This is a genomic window from Salipiger sp. CCB-MM3 (assembly GCF_001687105.1).
GTDB lineage: Bacteria > Pseudomonadota > Alphaproteobacteria > Rhodobacterales > Rhodobacteraceae > Salipiger.
In genome coordinates, this window is sequence record NZ_CP014595.1 from 1,076,254 (window position 1) to 1,097,703 (window position 21,450).

The 21,450-nt window shown below is 66.0% G+C and carries 18 protein-coding genes; 5 read left to right on the top strand and 13 right to left on the bottom strand.

All coding sequences use genetic code 11. The features are described 5' to 3' along the window. Positions 1-148 precede the first annotated feature (148 nt). Both AYJ57_RS05250 and AYJ57_RS05255 read left to right on the top strand, forming a co-directional pair. Positions 149-709, top strand: coding sequence for a DUF4202 domain-containing protein (locus AYJ57_RS05250; RefSeq protein ID WP_066102195.1), 561 nt, complete (start codon positions 149-151; stop codon positions 707-709). A 95-nt stretch (positions 710-804) separates the two neighbouring features. After that, positions 805-1,500, top strand: a complete 696-nt coding sequence (locus AYJ57_RS05255) for a CbiX/SirB N-terminal domain-containing protein (RefSeq protein ID WP_066102198.1) — start codon at positions 805-807, stop codon at positions 1,498-1,500. 3 nt (positions 1,501-1,503) lie between these two features. Here the strand turns inward: AYJ57_RS05255 and AYJ57_RS05260 are convergent, their stop codons facing one another. From AYJ57_RS05260 to AYJ57_RS05270, 3 genes are all read right to left on the bottom strand, one after another. After that, positions 1,504-2,460, bottom strand: a complete 957-nt coding sequence (locus AYJ57_RS05260) for an acetamidase/formamidase family protein (protein ID WP_066102201.1) — start codon at positions 2,458-2,460, stop codon at positions 1,504-1,506. 329 nt (positions 2,461-2,789) lie between these two features. Continuing rightward, positions 2,790-5,930, bottom strand: a complete 3,141-nt coding sequence (locus tag AYJ57_RS05265; protein WP_066102204.1) for an efflux RND transporter permease subunit — start codon at positions 5,928-5,930, stop codon at positions 2,790-2,792. Positions 5,931-5,952: 22 nt separating this feature from the next. After that, the gene (locus tag AYJ57_RS05270) at positions 5,953-7,092 is read right to left on the bottom strand and encodes an efflux RND transporter periplasmic adaptor subunit (protein ID WP_066106696.1); all 1,140 of its coding nucleotides are present in this window, start codon (positions 7,090-7,092) and stop codon (positions 5,953-5,955) included. A 165-nt stretch (positions 7,093-7,257) separates the two neighbouring features. On the opposite strand from AYJ57_RS05270, the gene AYJ57_RS05275 reads away from it, so the two are divergent. Next, positions 7,258-7,926: a TetR/AcrR family transcriptional regulator gene (locus tag AYJ57_RS05275; RefSeq protein ID WP_066102207.1), complete on the top strand. Its 669-nt coding sequence runs from the start codon at positions 7,258-7,260 to the stop codon at positions 7,924-7,926. Between the two features lie 3 nt (positions 7,927-7,929). On the opposite strand, the gene hutC is transcribed toward AYJ57_RS05275, so the two are convergent. The 10 genes from hutC to hutI all read right to left on the bottom strand — a co-directional run bounded on the left by hutC (position 7,930) and on the right by hutI (position 18,529). Beyond that, positions 7,930-8,658, bottom strand: a complete 729-nt coding sequence (hutC, locus tag AYJ57_RS05280; protein WP_066102208.1) for a histidine utilization repressor — start codon at positions 8,656-8,658, stop codon at positions 7,930-7,932. Positions 8,659-8,671: 13 nt separating this feature from the next. Then, entirely contained in the window at positions 8,672-9,463 is a 792-nt protein-coding gene (locus AYJ57_RS05285; protein ID WP_066102210.1) for an amino acid ABC transporter ATP-binding protein, read from the bottom strand. Beyond that, on the bottom strand, positions 9,460-10,128 hold the full coding sequence (locus tag AYJ57_RS05290) for an amino acid ABC transporter permease (RefSeq protein WP_066102212.1): 669 nt from the start codon (positions 10,126-10,128) through the stop codon (positions 9,460-9,462). Before AYJ57_RS05290 ends, AYJ57_RS05285 begins: the two co-directional genes overlap by 4 nt. After that, positions 10,128-10,772: an amino acid ABC transporter permease gene (locus AYJ57_RS05295; protein WP_066102215.1), complete on the bottom strand. Its 645-nt coding sequence runs from the start codon at positions 10,770-10,772 to the stop codon at positions 10,128-10,130. The genes AYJ57_RS05290 and AYJ57_RS05295 overlap by 1 nt, the downstream gene beginning before the upstream one ends. Before the next feature lie 152 nt (positions 10,773-10,924). Beyond that, positions 10,925-11,746: a transporter substrate-binding domain-containing protein gene (locus AYJ57_RS05300; RefSeq protein WP_066102219.1), complete on the bottom strand. Its 822-nt coding sequence runs from the start codon at positions 11,744-11,746 to the stop codon at positions 10,925-10,927. Positions 11,747-11,929: 183 nt separating this feature from the next. Continuing rightward, positions 11,930-13,300, bottom strand: coding sequence for an FAD-binding oxidoreductase (locus AYJ57_RS05305; RefSeq protein ID WP_066102220.1), 1,371 nt, complete (start codon positions 13,298-13,300; stop codon positions 11,930-11,932). Further along, positions 13,297-14,988: a urocanate hydratase gene (gene hutU / locus AYJ57_RS05310; RefSeq protein WP_066102223.1), complete on the bottom strand. Its 1,692-nt coding sequence runs from the start codon at positions 14,986-14,988 to the stop codon at positions 13,297-13,299. Before hutU ends, AYJ57_RS05305 begins: the two co-directional genes overlap by 4 nt. Before the next feature lie 24 nt (positions 14,989-15,012). After that, positions 15,013-15,813: an N-formylglutamate deformylase gene (hutG, locus tag AYJ57_RS05315; RefSeq protein ID WP_066102226.1), complete on the bottom strand. Its 801-nt coding sequence runs from the start codon at positions 15,811-15,813 to the stop codon at positions 15,013-15,015. Further along, a complete protein-coding gene (gene hutH, locus AYJ57_RS05320; RefSeq protein ID WP_066102230.1) occupies positions 15,810-17,327 on the bottom strand; it encodes a histidine ammonia-lyase in 1,518 nt (505 codons plus the stop codon). The genes hutG and hutH overlap by 4 nt, the downstream gene beginning before the upstream one ends. Then, a complete protein-coding gene (hutI, locus tag AYJ57_RS05325; protein WP_066102233.1) occupies positions 17,324-18,529 on the bottom strand; it encodes an imidazolonepropionase in 1,206 nt (401 codons plus the stop codon). Before hutI ends, hutH begins: the two co-directional genes overlap by 4 nt. Before the next feature lie 250 nt (positions 18,530-18,779). Here hutI and AYJ57_RS05330 point away from each other — a divergent pair, with 250 nt between their 5' ends. Both AYJ57_RS05330 and AYJ57_RS05335 read left to right on the top strand, forming a co-directional pair. Continuing rightward, positions 18,780-20,132 carry an LLM class flavin-dependent oxidoreductase gene (locus tag AYJ57_RS05330; protein ID WP_066102236.1) on the top strand — a complete coding sequence of 451 codons (1,353 nt, stop codon included), beginning with the start codon at positions 18,780-18,782 and terminating at the stop codon, positions 20,130-20,132. Between the two features lie 139 nt (positions 20,133-20,271). Further along, a complete protein-coding gene (locus AYJ57_RS05335) occupies positions 20,272-21,312 on the top strand; it encodes an AI-2E family transporter (protein ID WP_066102239.1) in 1,041 nt (346 codons plus the stop codon). Positions 21,313-21,450: the final 138 nt, after the last annotated feature.

Consider the following 21,450-nt stretch of genomic DNA (forward strand, 5'->3'; position numbering starts at 1 on the left):
ACATGCAGCGCATAGGTTTCAACCGCATTTGGCCCTGCGCGTCACTCTGCCGCCGCCCACTAGGTGCGAAGCGTTGCGCCCGTGGCACGGCCATGCGACTTTGGCCGCGCGCACCCCGCGCATCGCAGATTTTCGAAGGAGCCCGATCATGAGCGCACTGCAAGACGTCCTCGACGAGATCGATGCCGCGAACGCCAAGGATCCGACCCAGGAAGACGGGCGCCCGGCGGCGCAGATTTACGGCGAACGGATGAGCTCGGAACTGGCGCGGCTGTTTCCCGATGCGTCGGAAGTGTTGCAGATCGCGGCGCGCGGGCAGCATGTGGAGCGTTGGCTTCTGCCCCGCGACAGCTATCCGATGGACCGCCCCGGCTATTTCGCGTGGCGTAAGGAACAGGGCCGCCGACACGGTGCGCGGCTGGCGGGCATGATGTCCAAGGCGGGCTACCCGAGCGCCGAACAAGAGCGCATCGGCGTGCTGCTGCGCAAGGAAGGCATCAAGCGTGACGCCGAGGTGCAGGCGCTGGAGGACGTGATCTGCTTTACCTTCCTGAAGTGGTATTTCTCGCCCTTCGCCGAGGGCCGCGACGCCGACGGTCTGCAGCGCATCGTCGAGAAGACCGCGCTGAAGATGTCGCCCGAGGGCCGCGCCCGCGTGCTGGAGGAGTTCGACCTGCCCGAGCCTTTCGCAAGCGCCTTCCGCGACTAGCGGCCAAGCTCCTTCGAAGGAGCTTGCAAGAGTTTTCCAAAACTCTTGCGGCGCTATGTTCGAAGCCATCCGCAGCAGTGAAAAGACCGAGCCACATGACACGAACCGCGCTGATCGTCGCCCATGGCAGCCCCTCCGACCCCGACCCGCAGGAGGCCGCGCTGACCGAGCTTGCCGCCCGCGTCGCCGCCCGCCTGCCCGGCTGGCGCGTCGGCGGGGCGACGCTGGCCAAGGAAGGCGCTTTCGATGCGGCTGTGGCGGATCTCGGCGCGCCGTGGATCTACCCCTATTTCATGGCGCGCGGCTATTTCACCAAGAAGGTTCTGGCCGAGCGCGCTGCGCCTTTGGGCCTGCGGGTGCTCGAACCGTTCGGCACCGAAACCAGTCTTGTTGCGAGCGCCGCGCAGGCGCTGCGCCGCACGCTCTCCGAGAAAGGCTGGGACGCCGCGCAGACCACGCTTCTGATCGCCGCCCATGGCAGCGCGGTCTCGCGCACCAGTGCCGAGAGCGCCCGTGATTTCGCCGCCGCGCTCAAGGGCGCTCTGGGCTTTGCCGAGGCCCGCGCGGGCTATGTCGAAGAGCCGCCCTTCCTGCGCGATCAGGCCGAGGGGCTGGGACAGGCGATCTGCCTGCCGCAGTTCGCGCTCAACGCCGGGCATATGCTCGAAGACGTGCCCGAGGCGCTGAGCGAGGCAAGCTTTGAGGGTCCGGTGCTGCCCGCCTTCATCGACTGGCCCGAAACGCCCGAGCTTATCGCCCGCAGCCTCGAGCAGCAGGCGGCGCTGGCCTGAGGTTCAGCCGGTCTGCAGCAGCGCCTTGCGCAGCCGCCCGTGCACGCCCTTTTCCTGGTTCACCGACTGGGTGATGGCGAAATCCGCCGCCAGAGAGCACAGCTGATAGGCCTCGGTCTCGCTGATCTCCACGCGCTCGCGGATCATCGCGATCATCTGGCGCAGCGCGATCTGCAGCGCCGTGTCGAGACTGGCGTGGAAGCCCATCGAAATCAGCTCGGTCGGGGTCTCGGCCCGCGGCAGGTCGATGCGCTCGCCGGCGCCCTTGAGCAGATCGAAGCGGAAGGTGCCGGTCAGTGAGGTTTCCAGCGCGGTGATGCAGACCTCGCCATCGCCCTGACAGCCGTGGCCATCGCCGCAGGAAAAGAGCGCCCCCTCGGTGTGGATGGGCAGATAGAGCGTGGTGCCCTCGGTCAGCAATTTGAGGTCCATATTGCCCCCGTGCAGGCGCGGCTGGATCGAGGTCAGTTCGCCCCACTCACGCGGCGGCGCCACGCCCATGACCCCGAAGAACGGCGCAAGCGGCAGGGTCGCGCCCCATGGCAGCTTGCCCGTGCGCGCCTCGCGGTCGATGGGGATGAGCGTGACGGTGGATTGCGAGACCGGGAACTCTCCCGGCAGCGTTCCCGACGCCGGGCGCACGGCGTTGAACCCCCAGTCGGCGCCCAGCTCGATACGCGCGATCTCTACCTTCAGCACGTCGCCGGGCATGGCGCCCCCGATGGCCACCGGCCCGGTCAGCAGATGCGCCTGCCCTTTGATGTCGGCGGCGAGGATGTCGCGATGCGCGGGCGCCACGGTCATTCCCGAGCCCTCCGCGGGCAGCACCTCTTGGCGGCCCGAAAAGGTCTCGATGGTCACCCGGTCGCCCGGCGCCACATGCATCACCGGCGGCAGGTCGGACCAGAAGCGGCCCCAGTGGACGGTCTGCGGGGTGGCGGCAAGCGTGTGATCGGTCATGGAGACGGCCTTATATTTGAGACGGGTGCAGCTTTGCGGGGCAAAGCCGGAAGGTAAAGTGCCCATCTGCACACGCGCACCCTCTGCCCGGACTCAAGGCGAAGCCGCCGGGCGAGCGCTGGCCCGTCCCGGCGGGCTGGCGCTTTGTCTCCGGTGAAAACCGCTCGGGGGTCGTCCGGATTTGGCAGACATAAACGGCAGACCACCAAGAGTGCTGCGCCATCCCACGGGCCAGCGCGCGCCCGGCTCCCGTCGCGAGGCACTTTCCCCCCGCAATGCAAAAGAGCGGACCCGAAGGCCCGCTCTCTTTGTCTCGCAGGATGCTGCGCTCAGCTTGCCATTTCGGCCCGCTTCGCGGCCAGTTCGCGCTCTTTCTTGCGACCGAAGACCTTCATCACCACGACGAAGAACAGCGGCACGAAGAGCACGCCCAGCACGGTGCCGGTGATCGTCCCGCCAAGCACCGCCGAGCCCACCGCCTGACGCCCGCCAGCGCCCGCGCCGGTGGACAGCACCAGCGGCACAACGCCAAGGCTGAAGGCCAGCGAGGTCATGATGATCGGACGGAAGCGCTGCCGCGCCGCCTCTTTCACCGCAACCAACAATGGCTCGCCATGCTCTTCGTAGCGTTCGCGGGCGAACTCCACGATCAGAATGGCGTTCTTGCCGGTGAGGCCGATCACGGTCAGCAGGCCGACCTGGAAGAACACGCCGTTTTCGAAGCCGAACCAATAGGCCGCGCCCATGGTGCCGAGCACGCCGATCGGCATTGCCAGCATCACCGAGAACGGAATTGTCCAGCTCTCGTAGAGCGCCGCGAGGCAGAGGAAGATCGCCGCCAGCGACAGCCCATAGAGCAGCGGGGCTGAGCCGCCGGAGTCGCGTTCTTCCAGCGACAGACCGGTCCAGGCGATCTGGTAGCCCGGCGGCAGCTGGCTGGCGAGACGCTCGATCTCGGCCATTGCCTCACCGGTGGTCACACCCGGCGCGGGCGAGCCCTGAATCTGCATCGCCGGCACACCGTTGTAGCGGTTGAGACCCTGCGGGCCATAGGTCCAGTCTTCGGTGGTGAAGTTGGCGAAGGGCACCAGATCACCGTTCGCGTTGCGCACCCGCCACTTCTCGAGGTCCGAGGGGGTGGCGCGGCTGTCGGCTTCGCCCTGCACGTAAACGCGCTTGATCCGCCCGTTGTCGTTGAAGTCGTTCACATACTGACCTGCCCAAGCGATCGACAGCGTGTTGCCGACATTGGTCGGGGTCACGCCCATCGCACCGGCGGCACGCCAGTCGATGTCGAGATTGAACTGCGCCGCGTCTTCCAGACCCGAAGGACGGGCCGAGGCGATCAGATCGCTCTGCGCCGCCATGCCCAGCATCTGGTTGCGCGCGTTGAGGAGCTGTTCGTGGGTCTGACCACCCTGCGCCTGCAGGTAGAAGTCAAAGCCCGAGACGTTGCCCAGTTCGATCACCGCCGGCGGCACGATCGGGAAGACCATGGCGTCGCGGATGCCCATGAACGCCGGGAAGGCACGGCCCGCCACCGCCTGCACGCTCTGCGCGGGCGAGGGCCGGTCTTCCCAGTCCTTCATCCGCACAAAGGCCAGACCCATGTTCTGCCCCTGCCCCGCGAAGGAGAAGCCGACCACACCAAAGACCGAGTCGACTGCTTCCGCCTCATTCTCGATGAAATGGCTCTGCACCTGTTCCACCACGTCGAGCGTGCGCTCGGCGGTGGCACCGGTCGGGCCTTGGATCAGGGTCATCAGGATGCCTTGGTCTTCGTCGGGCAAGAACCCGGTCGGCGTGCTGTTGAACAGAAACACCATGCCGTAGCCAAGCGCGCCATAGACCACCAGCATCCTCAGCGGACGCTTGATGATGTGGCCCACGGTGCCAGCGTAGCCGCCGGTCAGCTTGTCAAAGCCCTTGTTGAACCACCCAAGAGGACCGCGCGCGTTCCCATGGCCGTGCTTGGGTTTGAGGATGGTGGCGCAGAGCGCCGGGGTCAGCGTCAGCGCGACCAGCACCGAAAGGCCCATGGCCGAAACGATGGTGATCGAGAACTGCCGGTAGATGATCCCGGTCGAGCCGCCAAAGAAGGCCATTGGCACGAACACCGCCGAAAGCACCAGCGCGATGCCGACGAGCGCGCCGGTGATCTGACCCATCGACTTGCGGGTCGCCTCGCGCGGGCCAAGGCCCTCTTCTTCCATGATCCGCTCGACGTTCTCCACCACCACGATGGCGTCGTCGACGAGCAGGCCGATGGCCAGCACCATGGCCAGCATGGTCAGCGTGTTGATGGTGAAGCCCGCCATGGCGAGGATCGCGAACGTGCCGAGGATAACCACGGGCACCGCCAGCGTCGGAATGATCGTGGCACGGATGTTCTGCAAGAACAGCAGCATCACGAAGAACACCAGCACGATGGCTTCCATCAGCGTCTTCTGCACCTCGTGGATCGAGATCTCGATGAACGGGGTGGTGTCATAGGGAATGACGTAGCTGACGCCCTCGGGGAAGAACTCGGAATATTCCTCGATCCGCTGTTTCACCCGCTCTGCCGTATCGAGCGCGTTGGCGCCCGACGCAAGCTGCAGCGCCATGCCCGAGGAGGGCTTGCCGTTGTAGCGCGCGATGGTCGAGTAGTTCTCGGCACCGATTTCCACCCGCGCCACATCCTGCAGCAGCACAAGGCCGCCGTCGGTTTCCGAGCGCAGCACGATGTTGCGGAAATCTTCGGGGGTGCGCAGCAGCGACTGCGCGGTGATCGTGGCGTTGAGTTGCTGGCCCTCGGGCGCGGGCAGCGTGCCGAACGCCCCGGCCGAGATCTGCGCGTTCTGCGCCGAGACGGCACTCACCACATCCGACGGGGTCATCTCGAAGGCCGAGAGTTTCGACGGATCGAGCCAGATGCGCATCGCGTATTGCGCACCAAACACCTGCGCGCCGCCGACACCCTCGATGCGGCTGAATTCATCCACGAGGTTGGAGTTCAGGTAGTCCGACAGGTCGGCCTGATCCATCGTGCCGTCGTTGGAGATGAGGCCAATCACCATCATGAAGGACGACGAGGCCTTCTCGACGGTCACGCCCTGCCGCTGCACCGTCTCGGGCAGCAGCGCGGTGGCCTGTGATAGTTTGTTCTGCACCTGCACCTGCGCCACGTCCGGATCGGTGCCCGACTCGAAGGTCAGGGTGATCGAGGCCGTGCCCGCCGAGGTCGACGAGGAGGTCATGTAGCGCATGCCGTCGAGGCCGGTCATCTGCTGCTCGACGATCTGCGTGACCGTATTGGCGACAGTCTCGGCCGAGGCACCGGGGTATTGCGCGCTGATGCGCACCGACGGCGGCGCGATCTCGGGATATTGCGCGATGGGAAGGTTGAGGATCGAGAGCACCCCGATCCCCATGATCAGGATCGAAATGACCCATGCAAAGACCGGACGGTCAATGAAGAAACGTGCCATCAGAAGGCTCCTTGTCCGGGGGTCACTCGGTCGCCGCGCCGGGGTCGGCGGCGGCGGTTTCGGTCGCGTCGCGCTCCTCGGGGGTCACGGTCTGGCCGGGGGCGATCTTTTGCAGGCCCGCGACGATCACGCGATCCCCGGCGTCCAGACCCTCGGTCACCACCCATGTATTCTCGAGATCACGCTGGATGGTGATCTGGCGGCTTTCCACTTGGTTGTCGGCGTTCACCACCATGGCGACCGGGCGACCGCGGCGGTCGCGGGTTACGCCTTCCTGCGGCACAAGAACGGCATCGCTGACGCTGCCCTGCGGCAGTTCGACCTGCACATACATGCCGGGCAGCAGGAAGTGATCGGGGTTGGGGAATTCCAGACGCAGCACGACCACGCCGGTCTGCTCGTTCACATGCGGCTCGGCGGCGGCCAGACGGCCGGTGTGCTCATAGACCTCGCCATCGGCAAGGCGCAGGCTGACCCGCGCCTCGCTCTCTTCGGCGGCGGCCTGCCCCGAGCGGCGCCAGCGCAGCATCTCGGCCGCCGATTGCGTCACGTCCACATTCACCGTGTCGAGCGCGCGGATGGTGGTCAGCGCGGTCGACTGACCAGCGGTGACCAGCGCGCCCTGCGTCGCGTCCGACAGGCCCACGACACCGGTCAGGGGCGCGCGGATCGTGGTGCGCTCGAGGTCGATGTTGGACGACAGAAGCTGCGCCTCGGCAACCTTCACCGCCGCCTCGGCAACGTCGCGCGCCGCCAACGCATCATCCAGCGTCTGCTGGCTGGTGACCGAGCGGTCGCGCAGTTCCTGCTGACGCTTGAGCTCGCGCTCGGCAGAGGCCGCCTGAGCCTGAGCCTGCGCAAGGCTGGCTTCCGCCGACGCCTTGGCCGCCTCATAGGTCGCCGGGTCGATGCGGTAGAGCGGGTCGCCGCGGCTGACGTCCGTGCCTTCGTCAAACAGGCGCTCGACGATGATGCCGCCCACCTGCGGACGCACTTCGGCCTCGCCCGAGGCCTGCACACGGCCCGGCAGTTTCGTGGTCAGCGTCACGTCCTGCGCCTCGAGGGTCACTACCGTGACCGGCTGCGGCGGGGCTTCGCCTTGCTGCTGCGCGGAAACGGCAGGCGCGAAGAAAACAGCGCCAAGCAGGGCAAGACGCCGCATCAGGCTGGAAGCGGGGCGGTTCGACATGGAAGGGCTCCGGAAACAAAAGAAGGCGCGTCTTGCGCGCAGGTCCTGAATCGCGATAAGGAAACGCATCCGTTTTGTAAAGCGCCCAGATGTGCCAGTGATACGATTTAGAATGCCTGATGTGACCCAAGGACACCAATGACCGATTCGAGCACTCCCGCCGACGACGAGTCCGCACCGCGCCGCCGTGGCCGCCCGGTTCAGATGGACCAGAAAACCCGCGAGGAACTGGTGCTGTCGACGGCGACCCAGATGATCGCCGAGCATGGGCTGGAAGACGTCTCGGTCGCCGCGATCGCGCGGCAGGTGCATATGTCGAAACGGACGATCTACACGATGTTCGACAGTCGCGAAGAACTTCTGGGGGCCTGTTTCGCGCGCATCGGGGCGCGGCTGTTCCGCAGCCGTGACAGCGAGAACGCCGGTGCGCCGCTGGAAGAGCGCCTGCGCCATCTGCTCACGCTGAACGAAGAGCCCAGCCTCAACGCCGCGCCGCTGGAACTGCTGCGCGCGGTGATCACCTCGGCCCCCACCTACCCCAAACTGGCGTGCAGCATTCTCGAGAGTGGCGCGCTGACGCTGCGCCGCCATATCGCGCGCGAACTGGCCGATGCGGCGGAAGCGGGCGAACTGGCGCTAAAGCCCGAATGCTATGAGCCGGCGGCGGAGATGTTGATGGACATGGCTTTCGGCAATGGTCTGCATAAGCTGCTCGACCCCGCGCGCTATTGCTCGACCCCAGAGGTGCGCGCCGCGCGCCGTGACCGTGCCATTGCCTTGTTCCTCGACGGGGCCCGACCGCGCTGACCCTCAGGGCAGCGAAGGCGTGAAGCGGGCGCTCAGGCGATTGGCGGCACCGGGATAGGTCAGCCGCACCTCGGTCACTGTCTCGCCCTGCCGCCAAGTCCGGCGCTCCATCACCAGACAGGGGCTGCCAGTCGACAAATCCAGCAGTTCCGCCACCCGCGCCGACGCGCCGACCGCGGCGATCGTGTGCTCGGCCTCGCTCCAAGGGATGTGGCGAAGCAGCCAGACACCGGGCGCCAGATCGGTGAAACTCTCGGCCTCGGCATCCGGCGCCACTTCAAGATTGATCACCCGGTCTTCAAGGCAGAACGGTGCCTCATCGGCATAATGCAGACAGGTCAGCGCCAGCACCTGCGTGCCGGGCTCGACCCCAAGCTCGTCGGCCTCGGTCGCTTTCGCGGCGCGCAGCACCCGCGCCACCACCTCGTGGCGGTAGGCGGCCCCCTGCGCGGTGACCTCGTCCTTGATGTCCTTGATCTCCAGAACCGCATTCTGGCTCTGCTGCGGCATGACGATCGAGCCGGTCTTGCGCCGCCGCAGCACCAGCCCGGCGTTGGCAAGCTGGGTCATGACCTTGTTCACGGTCATCCGCGAACACCCATACTCCAGCCGCAACTCCTGCTCGGTGGGCACGCGGTGGCCTGGAGGCCACGCACCAGAGAGGATCTTACCCTCCAGATCGCTGCGAATGCGCTCGTGCAGCGATTGTCGGGAAGCGCCCTCCTTGATCATCCGCGCCCCTCCCTCAGACCAGCGTCGAGGCGCCGCGGTCGAGATAGGTGTCGAGGAACTGCTCGAGCCGCGGATGGCGCGGCTTGGCGAACGCTTTCGACGGCGCATCGGTGAACAGCAGCTTGCCCTGATCGAGGAAGCTGATCTGGTTGCCCACCGTGGCGGCAAAGCCGATTTCATGGGTCACCACGACCATGGTCATCCCCTCGGCGGCAAGGCTGCGCATCACGTTCAGCACTTCGCCGGTAAGCTCGGGGTCGAGCGCCGAGGTGGGCTCGTCGAACAGCATGATCTTCGGCTCCAGCGCGAGCGAGCGGGCGATGGCCACGCGCTGCTGCTGGCCGCCGGAAAGCTGGCTGGGGTAGTGCCCGGCGCGGTTCTCGAGCCCCACCTTGCGCAGCTGCACCATGGCCTTCTCTTCGGCCTCGGCCTTGCTCATCTTGCGCACCCGGCGCAGCGCGGCGGACACGTTGCCGAGCGCAGTCATATGCGGCCAGAGGTTGAACTGCTGGAACACCATGCCGATCTGCGAGCGCACCTTGCGCAGCTCGTTGGCGCTCTGACGCTGGCGCTTGCCCGCGCCGTCGTAGACGAAGCCGAGCGGGCTGCCTTCGATGAAGATTGAGCCGTCGGTGGCCTCTTCAAGGAACGCCATGCAGCGCAGCAGCGTCGACTTGCCCGAGCCCGAGGGACCGATCAGGCAGGACACCTGCCCGCGCGGGATTTCCAGCGAGATGTCGTCGAGCACGGTCGTCGTGCCGAAGCGTTTCACCAGATGCTGAACGGAGATCGCGTTGTCGCTCATGCCTTGGCCAGCCTGTATCTTGAGAGTTTCTTTTCCGCGAGCCGCCCAAGCAGGCCCGCCAGTTCGACCAGCACCCAATAGACGAGCGCGATCAGTACCATTGCCTCGACGAAGGCATATTCCTGCGAGCCGATGGCACTGGCGGTCATTGTCATCTCGGGGACCGTGATGAGCGACAGCAGCGCCGTCTCCTTCAGCAGGATGATCGCCATGTTCACCGAGGGCGGGATCACCAGCAGCGCCATCTCGGGCAGCAGGATGTTTCGGATCACCTGCATCCGCGTGAAGCCAAGGCATTCCGCCGCTTCCACATGGCCCGGCGGCACCGACTGGTAACCGGCGCGGAAGATCTCGGCGAAATAGGCCGAGCCGTAGATGCTCAGCGCGATCAGACCCGCGGGCAGCGCGTCGAGCGACAGGCCAATGTAAGGGCCGCCGAAATAGAGCAGGAAGAGCTGCACGAGGAAGGGTGTGCCGCGGATCACTTCGATCGGCACGGTCAGCGCCTTGTCGATCAGCGTGCCGCCGTAGCGCCGCGCCGTGGCGATGATGAAGCCCAGCAGCGCGCCGGCCAGCGTGCCGACGACCCAGACGAAGACCGTCATCGCGATGCCGGAGATCAGCGCGTCCTGTTTCGACAGGATGACGTTGAAATCAAAACCCATCACTTGCCTCCCACGCCCGGAAGGCGACGTTCGAGCTGGCGGCCAGCGGTGGCGACCACGAGGTTGATGACGAGGTAGATGAGGCCGGCGCTGGCGTAAATCTCAAGCGGCATGAAGGTCGATGCCACGAGGTTCTGCGCCATGCGGGTCAGCTCGATCAGCCCGACCACCGAGACCAGCGACGACGCCTTGAGGATCAGGATCGCCTCGTTAATCAGCGCGGGCAGGGTCAGCCGCAGCGCGATCGGGACGCGGATGTGCCAGAAGGTCTGGCTCTTGGTGAAGCCCGCCATGTCGGCGCTTTCGACCAGACCGGTGGGCACGCCTTCGAAACCGCCGCGCAGGTTCTCGGCCTGATAAGCGGCGGTACAGATCGACAGGCCGATCACCGCGGTCACCATCGAGGGTATCTGAACCCCGATCACCGGCAGCAGGTTATAAAGCAACAGCAGCTGCACCAGCAGCGGTGTGCCGCGGAAGAAGGAAATGAAGAATTTCGCGAACCATTGCAGCGGGCGGATGCCCGAGAGGTTCGCTGCCGACAGCAGGATCGCCAGCGCAAGGCCGATTGCGATCGACAGCGCACTGACCCAGATGGTCATCAGCGAGGCTTCGAGCAGCAGGTTGAAGAGTTTCCAGCTCATTGTCCGGGATGGGCCTCGGGCTTGGCGTCAGGTGCGGGTGAAGAAAACCGGCTGAAAAAGACCGGCTGAAAAAGACCGGCGGTGGTCGGATGACCCTCCGCCGGTCAGGCCGAAAGGGCCGGCCCGCGTAGCACGGACCGGCAGGGAAAGCCTTAGATGTTGGGCTCGGTCACCGCGTCGGGCGTTTCGAAGGTCTGGCCGAACCACTTCTGCTGCATCTCGCCGAGACGGCCGTCGGCCTTCATCTTCAGCAGAGCTGCGTCGATGGCGTCCATCAGCGAAGCGTGGTCGTCGTCCTTCAGGCCCGGGAAGCCGAAGTAGGTCTTGGTGCCGAAGGGTGCGACCACTTCAAAGACCTCGGGACGCTGCTGCGCCACGAAGGCGATGTTCGGCAGCGAGTTGGCGACACCGGCGATACGGCCAGCGGCGAGGTCGGCATAGGCCTCGTTGAACGAGACGTAGTCCTTGGTTTCCGGTGCCGGGTCGAGCGTCGCGCCGAACTCTTCAAGCTGGGCGAGCTGCGCGGTGGCGTGGCCGGAACCGATGGTCTTGCCAGCGATGTCCTCGGGCTTGGTGATCGAATCATCCTTGGCCGATTTCAGCAGGGCGACGGTGGCCTCGGCGATCGGCGGAGTGAAGCGGTAGCGCTCCATACGTGCCTTGGTGATGGTTGCGGGGCCCGCGACCACGTCGAACTGACCCGCTTCGAGACCCGGCAGAACGCCAGCCCAGTCGAGGGTGATCCATTCGATCTCGACGCCCAGTTCTTCACCGATCGCGGCGAAAACGTCCATGTTGAGGCCCACGTGATCGCCCGCGTCGATGTAATCGAAGGGGGCGAAGGCGGTCTCGGTGCCGACCTTCATGACGCCAGCTTCCTTGATGCGAGCCAGCGCGTCCTGCGCTTGGGCCGCGACGGCCCCACCCATCAGAAGCGCGGCACCCGCCAGTGCGGAGATGACTTTGTTGCGCATATCCAGTAGTCTCCCTGTTGTCGGTCCCGGCCAGTTTGGGGGCTGGGTTCCGATTTTGACTAGACAAAAGGGACCACGCTGAGCCCCTGTGTCAATCCCTGCCGTTGGCCCTTCTCACGCGGGTTTGTGACAGGCAAGAGCAAGCGCCCAAAAATCAGGCACCTGCCCTTTGGTTACCGGGCCTCAAAGATCGAAGATCTTGCCCGGGTTCATCAGATTGGCCGGATCCACCGCGCGCTTGAGCGTTTTCATCAACGCCAGCGCCGCACCGTGTTCGGCCTCCATATAGCTCTTCTTGCCCAGCCCGACGCCATGTTCGCCGGTGGCCGTGCCGCCCAGTTCGATGGCGCGCGCGACCAGTTGGCCGTGCACCTTCTGCACCCGCGCCTTCTCTTCCACACTCTCGGGATCGAACAGCATCACGAGGTGGAAATTGCCGTCGCCCACATGGCCATGCATCGGCGCGACGATCCCTTCGTCCTGCAGCACCGCCTCGATTTCTGTCAGGATGCGCGGCAGTTCGGAAACCGGCACGCAGACATCCGTCGACAGTGAACTGCAGCCGGGCCGCAGACCACGCGCGGCATAAAGCGCCGAATGCCGCAGCGCCCAGGCCTTGGCGTATTGCTCGGGCGTGTCCACCGGATGAACCTCAGCGCCATTCTCATCGGCCAGCGCATCGAAGGTGTCACGGTCGGCCTCCACTTGGCCTTGCGACCCGGCAAGATCGACCAGCAGCGTCGGCTGCTCGGGCAGCGAGACCTTGTTGTAGGCGTTGATCGCCTTGACCTGCAGCGTGTCCATCAGCTCGATGCGGTTCAGGCACAGGCCGAACTGCAGCGCCTCGACCACGGTCTGCGTCGCCGCCTCGATCGAGGCGAAACTGTAGAGCCCGGCCTTCGACGCCTCGGGGATGCCGGTCAGGCGCAGGGTCAGCTCGGTGATGATCCCAAGCGTGCCCTCTGCCCCGATGAAGAGATGCGTCAGATCGTAGCCCGACGAGGATTTCCGCGCCCGCCCGCCGGTGCGGACGATCTGCCCGTCGGGCAGCACCACGGTCAGCCCCATCACCAGATCGGCCATAGTGCCATGGCGCACCGTCATCGTTCCCGACGCGCGGGTCGAGGCCATGCCGCCAAGCGTGGCATGGGCACCGATGTCGATGGGCAGAAAGAGCCCCGTCGCCCGAAGGTCTTCATTCAGGCGCTGCCGGGTGAGCCCCGCCTGCACGCTGCAATCCATGTCCTCGGGGCTGACGCGCAGCACCTTGTCCATCGACGACAGGTCGATGCAGAGCCCGCCTTGGGTGGCGTTCACCTGTCCCTCGATGCAGCTGCCCGCGCCGAAGGGCACGATCGGGCAGCCATGGGCGGCGCAGATCCTGACCGCCTGCGCCACCTCTTCCGTGCTCTGCGCCATGAACACCGCGTCGGGCAGCGCCGCCGGATGCCAACTGTCCCCTGCCCCATGCTGCGCGCGAACCGCCTCGCTGCGTTCGATCCGGCCCGGAAAGGCTGCGTCTAGTTCGGCGAAGGCGGTCTCGTGCTGTGTCACCCCAGGATCCCCGGCAGGTTGAGTTGATGCTCGCGGGCGCAGTCGAGAGCGATCTCATAGCCCGCATCCGCATGCCGCATAACGCCTGTCGCAGGGTCATTCCAGAGCACCCGCGCCAGACGCTTGTCGGCCGCCTCGGTGCCGTCGCAGCAGATCACCATGCCGGAGTGCTGCGAGAAGCCCATGCCGACGCCGCCGCCGTGGTGCAGCGAGACCCATGTCGCGCCCGAGGCGGTGTTGAGCAGCGCGTTGAGCAGCGGCCAGTCAGACACCGCGTCCGAGCCGTCCTTCATCGCCTCGGTCTCGCGGTTCGGCGAAGCCACCGAGCCGCTGTCGAGGTGATCGCGGCCAATGACGATCGGCGCCTTCAGCTCGCCATTGCGGACCATCTCGTTGAACGCGAGGCCCAGCTTGTGACGCAGCCCGAGGCCGACCCAGCAGATGCGCGCAGGAAGACCTTGGAACGCGATGCGCTCGCGCGCCATGTCGAGCCAGTTGTGCAGATGCGGATCGTCGATCAGCTCTTTCACCTTCTGGTCGGTCTTGTAGATGTCCTCGGGATCGCCCGAAAGCGCCGCCCAGCGGAACGGGCCGACGCCGCGGCAGAACAGCGGACGGATGTAGGCGGGCACGAAGCCGGGGAAGGCAAAGGCGTTGTCCAGCCCCTCTTCCAGCGCCATCTGGCGGATGTTGTTGCCGTAATCCAGCGTCGGCACACCGGCGTTCCAGAAGTCCACCATCGCGGCGACATGGTCGCGCATCGAGGCTTTGGCGGCCTTGGCCACGCCCTTGGGATCGCTCTCTTGCTTCTGGCGCCATTCGGCAACGCTCCAGCCCTTGGGCAGGTAGCCGTGCACCGGGTCATGCGCCGAGGTCTGGTCGGTCACGATATCGGGGCGTCCGTTCGGCATCGGCTCGCCCGCCTGCATGCGGCGCACCAGTTCGGGGAAGACATCGGCGGCGTTGGCGATCAGCGCGACCGACTTGGCCTCGCCCGCCTTGGTCCAGCGGTCGATCATCTCGAGCGCCTCGTCCAGCGAATGGGTCTTCTCGTCGCAATAGCGGGTGCGGATGCGGAAGTCGGCGCGGGTCTCGTCGCATTCCACCGCAAGGCAGCAGGCCCCGGCCATCACCGCCGCCAGCGGCTGCGCGCCGCCCATGCCGCCAAGGCCGCCGGTCAGGATCCACTTGCCCTTGAGGTTGCCGTCATAGTGCTGGCGGCCCGCTTCGACGAAGGTCTCATAGGTGCCCTGCACGATGCCCTGCGCGCCGATGTAGATCCACGAGCCCGCGGTCATCTGGCCGTACATCGCCAGACCCTTCTTATCGAGCTCGTTGAAGTGATCCCAGTTGGCCCAATGCGGCACGAGGTTGGAGTTGGCGATCAGCACGCGCGGCGCGTCGGGATGGGTGCGGAACACGCCCACGGGCTTGCCCGATTGCACCAGCAACGTCTCGTCCTCTTCGAGCTTCTGCAGCGACGCGACGATCTGGTCGAAGTCGTCCCATGTCCGGGCGGCGCGGCCAATGCCGCCATAGACCACCAGTTCGTGCGGGTTCTCGGCCACATCGGGGTGCAGGTTGTTCATCAGCATGCGCATCGGCGCTTCGGTCAGCCAGCTTTTCGCGGTGATCTCGGTGCCGGTGGCGGGATAGACGTCGCGCTGGTTGTGACAGGGGTTGGTCATGTCAGTGTCCTCTAATCGGCCGGATTACTTGGCAAGCGAAGGCGCCAGCGCCTCGATCCGGTGCAACAGATCGGAAAGCGGGGCGCGGAGCCGCGCCGCCTTGGTCTCGTCATAGGCATAGGGGGCCACCTCGCTCTCGAGATGCGTGTCCTGCGCCAGTTCCATCTGGATGGCGTGGAACCCCTCTTCGGGGCGGCCGTAGTTGCGCGTCGTCCAGCCGCCTTTAAAGCGGCCATTGAGCGTGGAGGTGTAGCCCTCGGCAGCGGCACAGACCTCGGCCACCGCCGCCTCGATGGCGGGATCGCAGGTGGTGCCCCCGGCGGTGCCGATGTTGAAATCGGGCAGCTTGCCGTCGAACAGGAACGGGATGTGCGAGCGGATCGAGTGGCAGTCGTAGAGAATCGCCACGCCGTGCTTCGCCCGCACCCGCTCCATCTCGGCCATCAGCGCCGCATGATAGGGCGCGTGAAAAGCGTCGCGGCGGGCGGCAATCTCGGCCTCGTCCGGCTCTTCGAGCCAGATCGGCGTGCCGTCAAAATCGGTCAGCGGTACAAGGCCCGTGGTGTTCTGGCCGGGATAGAGGCTGGCGCCATCCGGCGGGCGGTTGGCGTCGATCACATAGCGGTGGAAGGTCGCGCGCACCATGGTCGCACCGGGCAGCAGCCCTTCGTAGAGCGTGTGGATGTGCCAGTCGGTATCGCTCAGTTCCTGCCCGCGCGGGGTGAGCTTGCGAAAGATCTCGTCGGGCAGATAGGTGCCGGTGTGCGGCAGCCCCAGAACGATGGGACTGTCGCCCCGCGTGACGGTGACGGGTTCGTTTCTCACAGCGCTTCCTCCAGATCCGCAGCCACCAGCAACGCGCCCGAGCGCACCAGCGCAGCCCCTTCTTCGAGGTCGGGCGCGAGGTAGCGGTCATTCTCCAGCGGCGCGACGCGCGTGCGGATCTTCGCGACCACCCGCGCCAGACGGTGCGAGGTCTTGAGCGGCGCGCGGAAATCCACGCCCTGCGCGGCACACAGCGCCTCAACCCCAAGGATCACCGACAGGTTGCGGTTCATCAGACCAAGGCGGCGCGCGCCATGAGCGGCCATCGACACATGGTCTTCTTGGTTGGCAGAGGTCGGCGTGCTGTCGGTCGAGCAGGGATTGGCGAGATGCTTGTTCTCGGACATCAGCGCGGCGGTGGTCACCTCGGCGATCATATAGCCCGAGTTCAGCCCCGGCGCGGGCGTCAGGAAGGGCGGCAGATCGTGGTTCATCGCCGGGTCGACCATCAGCGCCACGCGGCGCTGCGCGATGGTCCCGATCTCCGAGAGCGCCAGCGCGATCTGGTCGGCGGCGAAGGCGACCGGCTCGGCGTGGAAGTTGCCGCCCGAGACGATGTTCCCCGGCCCCAGCACCAGCGGGTTGTCGGTGACCGCGTTGGCCTCGATCTCCAGCGTCGTCGCGGCGTAGCGCAGCAGGTCGATCGCCGCGCCCGCCACCTGCGGCTGACAGCGGATGCAATAGGGATCCTGCACGCGGGAGTCGCCCTCGCGGTGGCTCTCGCGGATCTCCGAGCCCTCCATCAGTTCGCGGATGCCCGCGGCGACCTTGATCTGCCCGCGATGGCCGCGCAGCGTGTGGATCTCGGCACGGGTGGGCGCGGTGGAGCCCATGATCGCGTCGGTGGTGAGGCTGGCGGTGACGATCGAGGTCTGTGCATTGCGCCAGCCCTCGAACAGCCCGACCAGCGCCAGCGCAGTGGAAAACTGCGTGCCGTTGATCAGCGCGAGGCCTTCCTTGGGCCCCAGCACCACCGGCTCCAGCCCGGCCTTGGCCAGCGCCTCGGCGCCGTGATGCACAGCGCCCTCAAACTCCGCCTGCCCTGCCCCAAGCAGCACGGCGGTCATATGCGCCAGCGGCGCCAGATCGCCCGACGCGCCGACCGAGCCCTGACAGGGCACCACCGGGGTCACGCCCTTTTCGAGCATCGCTTCGAGCAGATCGACCGTCTGCACCTGCACGCCCGACGCGCCGCGGCCGAGGCTCAGCAGCTTGAGCGCCATCATCAGGCGCGTGGTGGCGCGGGGCAGCGGCTCACCGACGCCACAGCAATGCGACAGGATCAGGTTGCGCTGCAGCGTTGCCGTATCCTCGGGCGCGATCTTGATCGAGGCGAGCTTGCCGAAGCCGGTGTTGACGCCATAGATCGCCTCCGACCCGGCGGCGGCATCGGCGACGACCTTGGCCGAAGCGGCGATGGCCGGGCGCGCCGCGTCATCGAGACGGGCGGGCGCGTCGGTGCGCCAGAGCTGTTCAAGCTGCGCCAGCGTGGCGGCGCCGGGGGTGAGGATCATGCGTGGCCTCCAAAGATACGGGCATGAAGCGGGTTGAACCCGATGCGATAGGACAGCTCTGCGGGGCTGTCGGTGTTCCATATACCAAGATCGGCGCGCTGACCGGCGGCAATGCGGCCCCTGTCGGTCAGGCCAAGCGCCTTGGCCGCATTGACCGTCACACCGCGCAGCGCCTCTTCCGGCGTCATGCGAAAGAGCGTGCAGCCCATGTTCATGGTCAGCAACAGCGAGGTCAGCGGCGAGGTGCCGGGGTTTGCGTCGGTCGACAGCGCCATGGGCACGTTGTGCGCGCGGAAGGCCGCGACGGGCGGCGCCTGCGTCTCGTGGATGGCGTAGAAAGCGCCGGGCAGCAGCACCGCCACCATCCCCGCCTCTGCCATCGCCGCGGCGTCGGCCTCGGTGGCGTATTCCACGTGATCGGCCGAAAGCGCGCCGTATTTGGCCGCAAGCTGGATGCCGCCTTGATGCGACAGCTGCTCGGCGTGCAGCTTGACCGGCAGGCCCAGCTTTTGCGCCTCGGCAAAGACCGGCTCCATCTCGGCGGCGGAAAAGGCGATGCCCTCGCAGAAGCCGTCGACCGCATCCACCAGCCCCTCGGCATGAGCGGCGCGCAGGGTCGGCAGGCAGATCTGCGCGATATACTCGGCCTTGGTCCCCTGCCACTCGGGCGGCAGCGCGTGGGCACCGAGGAAGGTGGTCACCACATGCACCGGGCGCAGCTCGGCCAGCTTGCGCGCGACGCGCAGCAGCCGCAGCTCGGTGTCGCGGTCGAGGCCGTAACCCGATTTGATCTCCACCGTGGTCACGCCTTCGGCCAACAGCGCGTCGAGCCGCGGCAGGGATTGCGCGATCAGCGCGCCCTCGTCCGCCGCGCGGGTGTGGCGCACGGTCGAGGCGATGCCGCCTCCGGCGCGGGCGATCTCTTCGTAGCTGGCGCCTTCGAGCCGCATCTCGAACTCGCGGGCGCGCGAGCCGCCGTAGACGAGGTGGGTGTGGCAGTCGGTGAGCGCGGGCGTCACGAGGCGCCCTTGGAGGTCAGTCACCTGCCAAGCCGCATAGGCCTCGGGGAGGTCGGCCATAGGCCCGACCCAAGCGATGGTCTCGCCGTCGATGGCCACGGCGCCGCCTTCGAGCAGCCCATAGCCCTTCTCCCCTTCCAGCGTCACCAGAGTCCCGCCGCGCAGCACCTGTTGCTTTGTCATCTCGATTCTCCCGGTCGTTGCGCCTTTATGTCTATACAATTGATCACCTGTCAATCGAGCCGTTGGGAAAAGCAGGACGCAAGCGCCGAGGTGCTCAACAACCAAGCACCACGCGAGACGGGCGGACAGGCGCCTCACTCACACCTCTTCACTTTAGAAAAACTAAACCAATGCGCAGCCCCACCCCGCTTGTCCAAAACCCCGCCAAGCGACATTCTCGCTGCATCTTTCGCTTGCCAGAGGACTTCCCATGTCGCGCCCCGACCAGCTCAAACTCGGTACGTTCGTCTATACCTTCGGCTTCCACCCGGCGGCCTGGCTGCACCCGGGCAGCGACGTGCATGGCGCCAACGACCTGTCGCACCTGAAGAAGGTCGCGCAGATCTCTGAGGCGGCAAAACTGGACTTCATGTTCTTCGCCGACAGCCCTGCCGCGGCCATTGGCGATCCCGCCGCCCTCGCCCGCCAGCCCACCAAGATGAACCGCTTCGAGCCGATCACCGCGATCACCGCGCTGTCGCAGCACACCGAGAAGCTGGGCTTCGTCGCCACCGCCTCGACCTCTTACTATGAACCCTACAACATCGCGCGGCTCTACGCCTCGGCGGACCATATGTCGGGCGGGCGGATGTGCTGGAACGTAGTGACTTCGGACCATGACGAGACCGGCTACAACTACAACCGCGAGGGGCTGCCGCCGCATTCCGAGCGCTACGAGCGCTGCGAGGAGTTCGTCGATGTGGTCTTCGGCCTGTGGGACAGCTACGAGCCCGATGCGCTGCTGCTCGACCGCGACAGCGGCATCTACCACGACCAGCACAAGCTCCATGAGCTGAACCACCACGGCAAGCACTTCCAGGTGCGCGGCCCGCTCAACATTGCGCGCACCCCGCAGGGCCGCCCGGTGATCGCGCAGGCGGGCGGGTCGGAGCCCGGCATGGAACTGGCCGCCCGCACCGCCGAGATGGTGTTCTCGCTGGCCTCCAACATCGACAAGAACCGCGCCTTCTATGCCAATGTGAAGGGCCGGATGGCCAAATACGGACGGCATGAGGACGATCTGAAGATCATGCCCGGCATTGTCATCAACGTCGGCGAGACCGAGGAAGAGGCCAGAGCCAAAGAGCAGCAGCTTGTCGACCTGATGCACCCGGACGTCGGGCTGCTGATGCTGCAGGAATTCCTCGAGGCGGACCTGCGCGGCGTCGATCTCGACAAGCCCTTCCCGATGGAGCGGATGCCGGAGAAGGCCAAGGGCTCGAAGGCGCTCTTCGACGAGTTGAAGGAGTTCGTCACCCAAGGCCACACGATGCGCGAGCTGATCACGCATTATGCCCGCCGCCACACCGGCAACGGGCTGACCGGCACGCCGACGCAGATCGCCGATTTCATGCAGGAATGGTTCGAGACCCGCGCCGCCGACGGTTTCATCCTTATGTTCCCCACCCTGCCCTCCTCGCTGGAGGATTTCACCCGGCTGGTGGTGCCCGAACTGCGCCGCCGTGGGCTGTTCCGCGAGGAGTATGAAGCCAGCACCCTGCGCGGCAATCTCGGCATCTCGGAGCCCGCCAACCGCTACACGCTGGCCCGCGCGGCGGAGTGAGCCACAGACGGTGGACCGGGGCTCTGCCCCGGACCCCGAAGTATTTTGTGAAAGATGAAAGGATACCGCGCGGGGCGAGGAACCAAATCACCGCCTCGCGGTTGAGGGGCATGATCCCATATTCGAGACCTTGCATTACATGAATCGCGCGCCCAGCCACGATCCCGTTCTCCGAGTCAGCGCAGCGATCCTCGCCGGTCTCGCCCTGCTCGTCGGCCTCAAACTCGCCGAAGACATCTTTGCACCGCTTCTGCTCGCCATCACCGTCGGCGTGATTTTCGCGCCGGTGGTGGACCGGCTCGCCAAATTCGGCCTGCCGCGCGGCCTCGTGGCCATCGCGCTCATTGTGCTGATCTTCTTTGTCGTCATCGCGCTCGGCTTTCTGGTCGAACCCTATGTGACCTCGGCAATCGACCGCATCCCCACGGTGAAATACGAGATCCGCAAGTTCCTCTTCGAATATCGCGACCTCATTCGCGGCATAGACGAGGTGGAGCAGGCGCTTGGCGCGGCCAAGGAAAAGAGCGACGAGGCCGGGGGCATGCCCACGGTCAGCGATGCGCTCTACCTCGCGCCGGTCATCGTTGCGCAATCGCTGGTGTTCTTCGGCGGGCTGTTCTTTTTCCTGCTGACGCGCTGGAACATCTACAACTGGATGTCGCGCCGCATCGGCGACACCACCACCACGGCGGTGATGCTGGATCGCTTCTGTTCCGCCGAGAACGCGGTCTCGCGCTATTTCGCGACGATCACCGCGATCAACATCGGCCTCGGCTTTGCGGTCACCGGCGGGCTGATGGCCATCGGCATGTCCGGCGCGCCGATCTGGGGCATCGCCGCGGCACTGCTGAACTTTGTGCTCTATGTCGGGCCGGCGGCGATGGCGGCGGGGCTGCTGCTCAACGGGCTGGTGGCCTTTGACGGGCTGATGAGCTTTGCGCCCATGGCGATCTATCTCGCGCTCAACATGTGCGAGGCGCAGTTCGTCACCCCCGGCCTCGTCGGCAAGCACATCCAGATCAACCCCTTCATGATCTTCGTGTCACTGGTGTTCTGGCTCTGGCTCTGGGGTCCCTTGGGCGGCATCGTCGCCATCCCGACCACGGTGATCGTGCTCAACCTCTTCAACATCCTCGGCGAAGGCCGCCGGACCCAGAGCGCACGGCGTACACCGGACTGAGCGCCCCCTGCTGAGACCGCCCGTGCTGGCGGTAGACAGGGGCTAGGTGCAAAGAATGCTTTGAGAAAAGCGCCGGATGAGTGATCATCATCCGGCGGAGGAGACGCGCCCCCGGCCGGAGGCCACCGTAGATCCTGC

What these genes read in the sequence shown, in the direction of transcription:
- AYJ57_RS05285 (WP_066102210.1), bottom strand. Translation starts at nt 9,463, where the DNA reads ATGAGCGACAACGCGATCTCCGTTCAGCATCTGGTGAAACGCTTCGGC.
- hutH (WP_066102230.1), bottom strand. Translation starts at nt 17,327, where the DNA reads ATGATCCTCACCCCCGGCGCCGCCACGCTGGCGCAGCTTGAACAGCTC.
- hutI (WP_066102233.1), bottom strand. Translation starts at nt 18,529, where the DNA reads ATGACAAAGCAACAGGTGCTGCGCGGCGGGACTCTGGTGACGCTGGAA.
- AYJ57_RS05300 (WP_066102219.1), bottom strand. Translation starts at nt 11,746, where the DNA reads ATGCGCAACAAAGTCATCTCCGCACTGGCGGGTGCCGCGCTTCTGATG.
- hutU (WP_066102223.1), bottom strand. Translation starts at nt 14,988, where the DNA reads ATGACCAACCCCTGTCACAACCAGCGCGACGTCTATCCCGCCACCGGC.
- AYJ57_RS05330 (WP_066102236.1), top strand. Translation starts at nt 18,780, where the DNA reads ATGTCGCGCCCCGACCAGCTCAAACTCGGTACGTTCGTCTATACCTTC.
- AYJ57_RS05250 (WP_066102195.1), top strand. Translation starts at nt 149, where the DNA reads ATGAGCGCACTGCAAGACGTCCTCGACGAGATCGATGCCGCGAACGCC.
- AYJ57_RS05255 (WP_066102198.1), top strand. Translation starts at nt 805, where the DNA reads ATGACACGAACCGCGCTGATCGTCGCCCATGGCAGCCCCTCCGACCCC.
- hutC (WP_066102208.1), bottom strand. Translation starts at nt 8,658, where the DNA reads ATGATCAAGGAGGGCGCTTCCCGACAATCGCTGCACGAGCGCATTCGC.
- AYJ57_RS05260 (WP_066102201.1), bottom strand. Translation starts at nt 2,460, where the DNA reads ATGACCGATCACACGCTTGCCGCCACCCCGCAGACCGTCCACTGGGGC.
- AYJ57_RS05265 (WP_066102204.1), bottom strand. Translation starts at nt 5,930, where the DNA reads ATGGCACGTTTCTTCATTGACCGTCCGGTCTTTGCATGGGTCATTTCG.
- AYJ57_RS05295 (WP_066102215.1), bottom strand. Translation starts at nt 10,772, where the DNA reads ATGAGCTGGAAACTCTTCAACCTGCTGCTCGAAGCCTCGCTGATGACC.
- AYJ57_RS05335 (WP_066102239.1), top strand. Translation starts at nt 20,272, where the DNA reads ATGAATCGCGCGCCCAGCCACGATCCCGTTCTCCGAGTCAGCGCAGCG.
- AYJ57_RS05290 (WP_066102212.1), bottom strand. Translation starts at nt 10,128, where the DNA reads ATGGGTTTTGATTTCAACGTCATCCTGTCGAAACAGGACGCGCTGATC.
- AYJ57_RS05275 (WP_066102207.1), top strand. Translation starts at nt 7,258, where the DNA reads ATGACCGATTCGAGCACTCCCGCCGACGACGAGTCCGCACCGCGCCGC.
- AYJ57_RS05270 (WP_066106696.1), bottom strand. Translation starts at nt 7,092, where the DNA reads ATGCGGCGTCTTGCCCTGCTTGGCGCTGTTTTCTTCGCGCCTGCCGTT.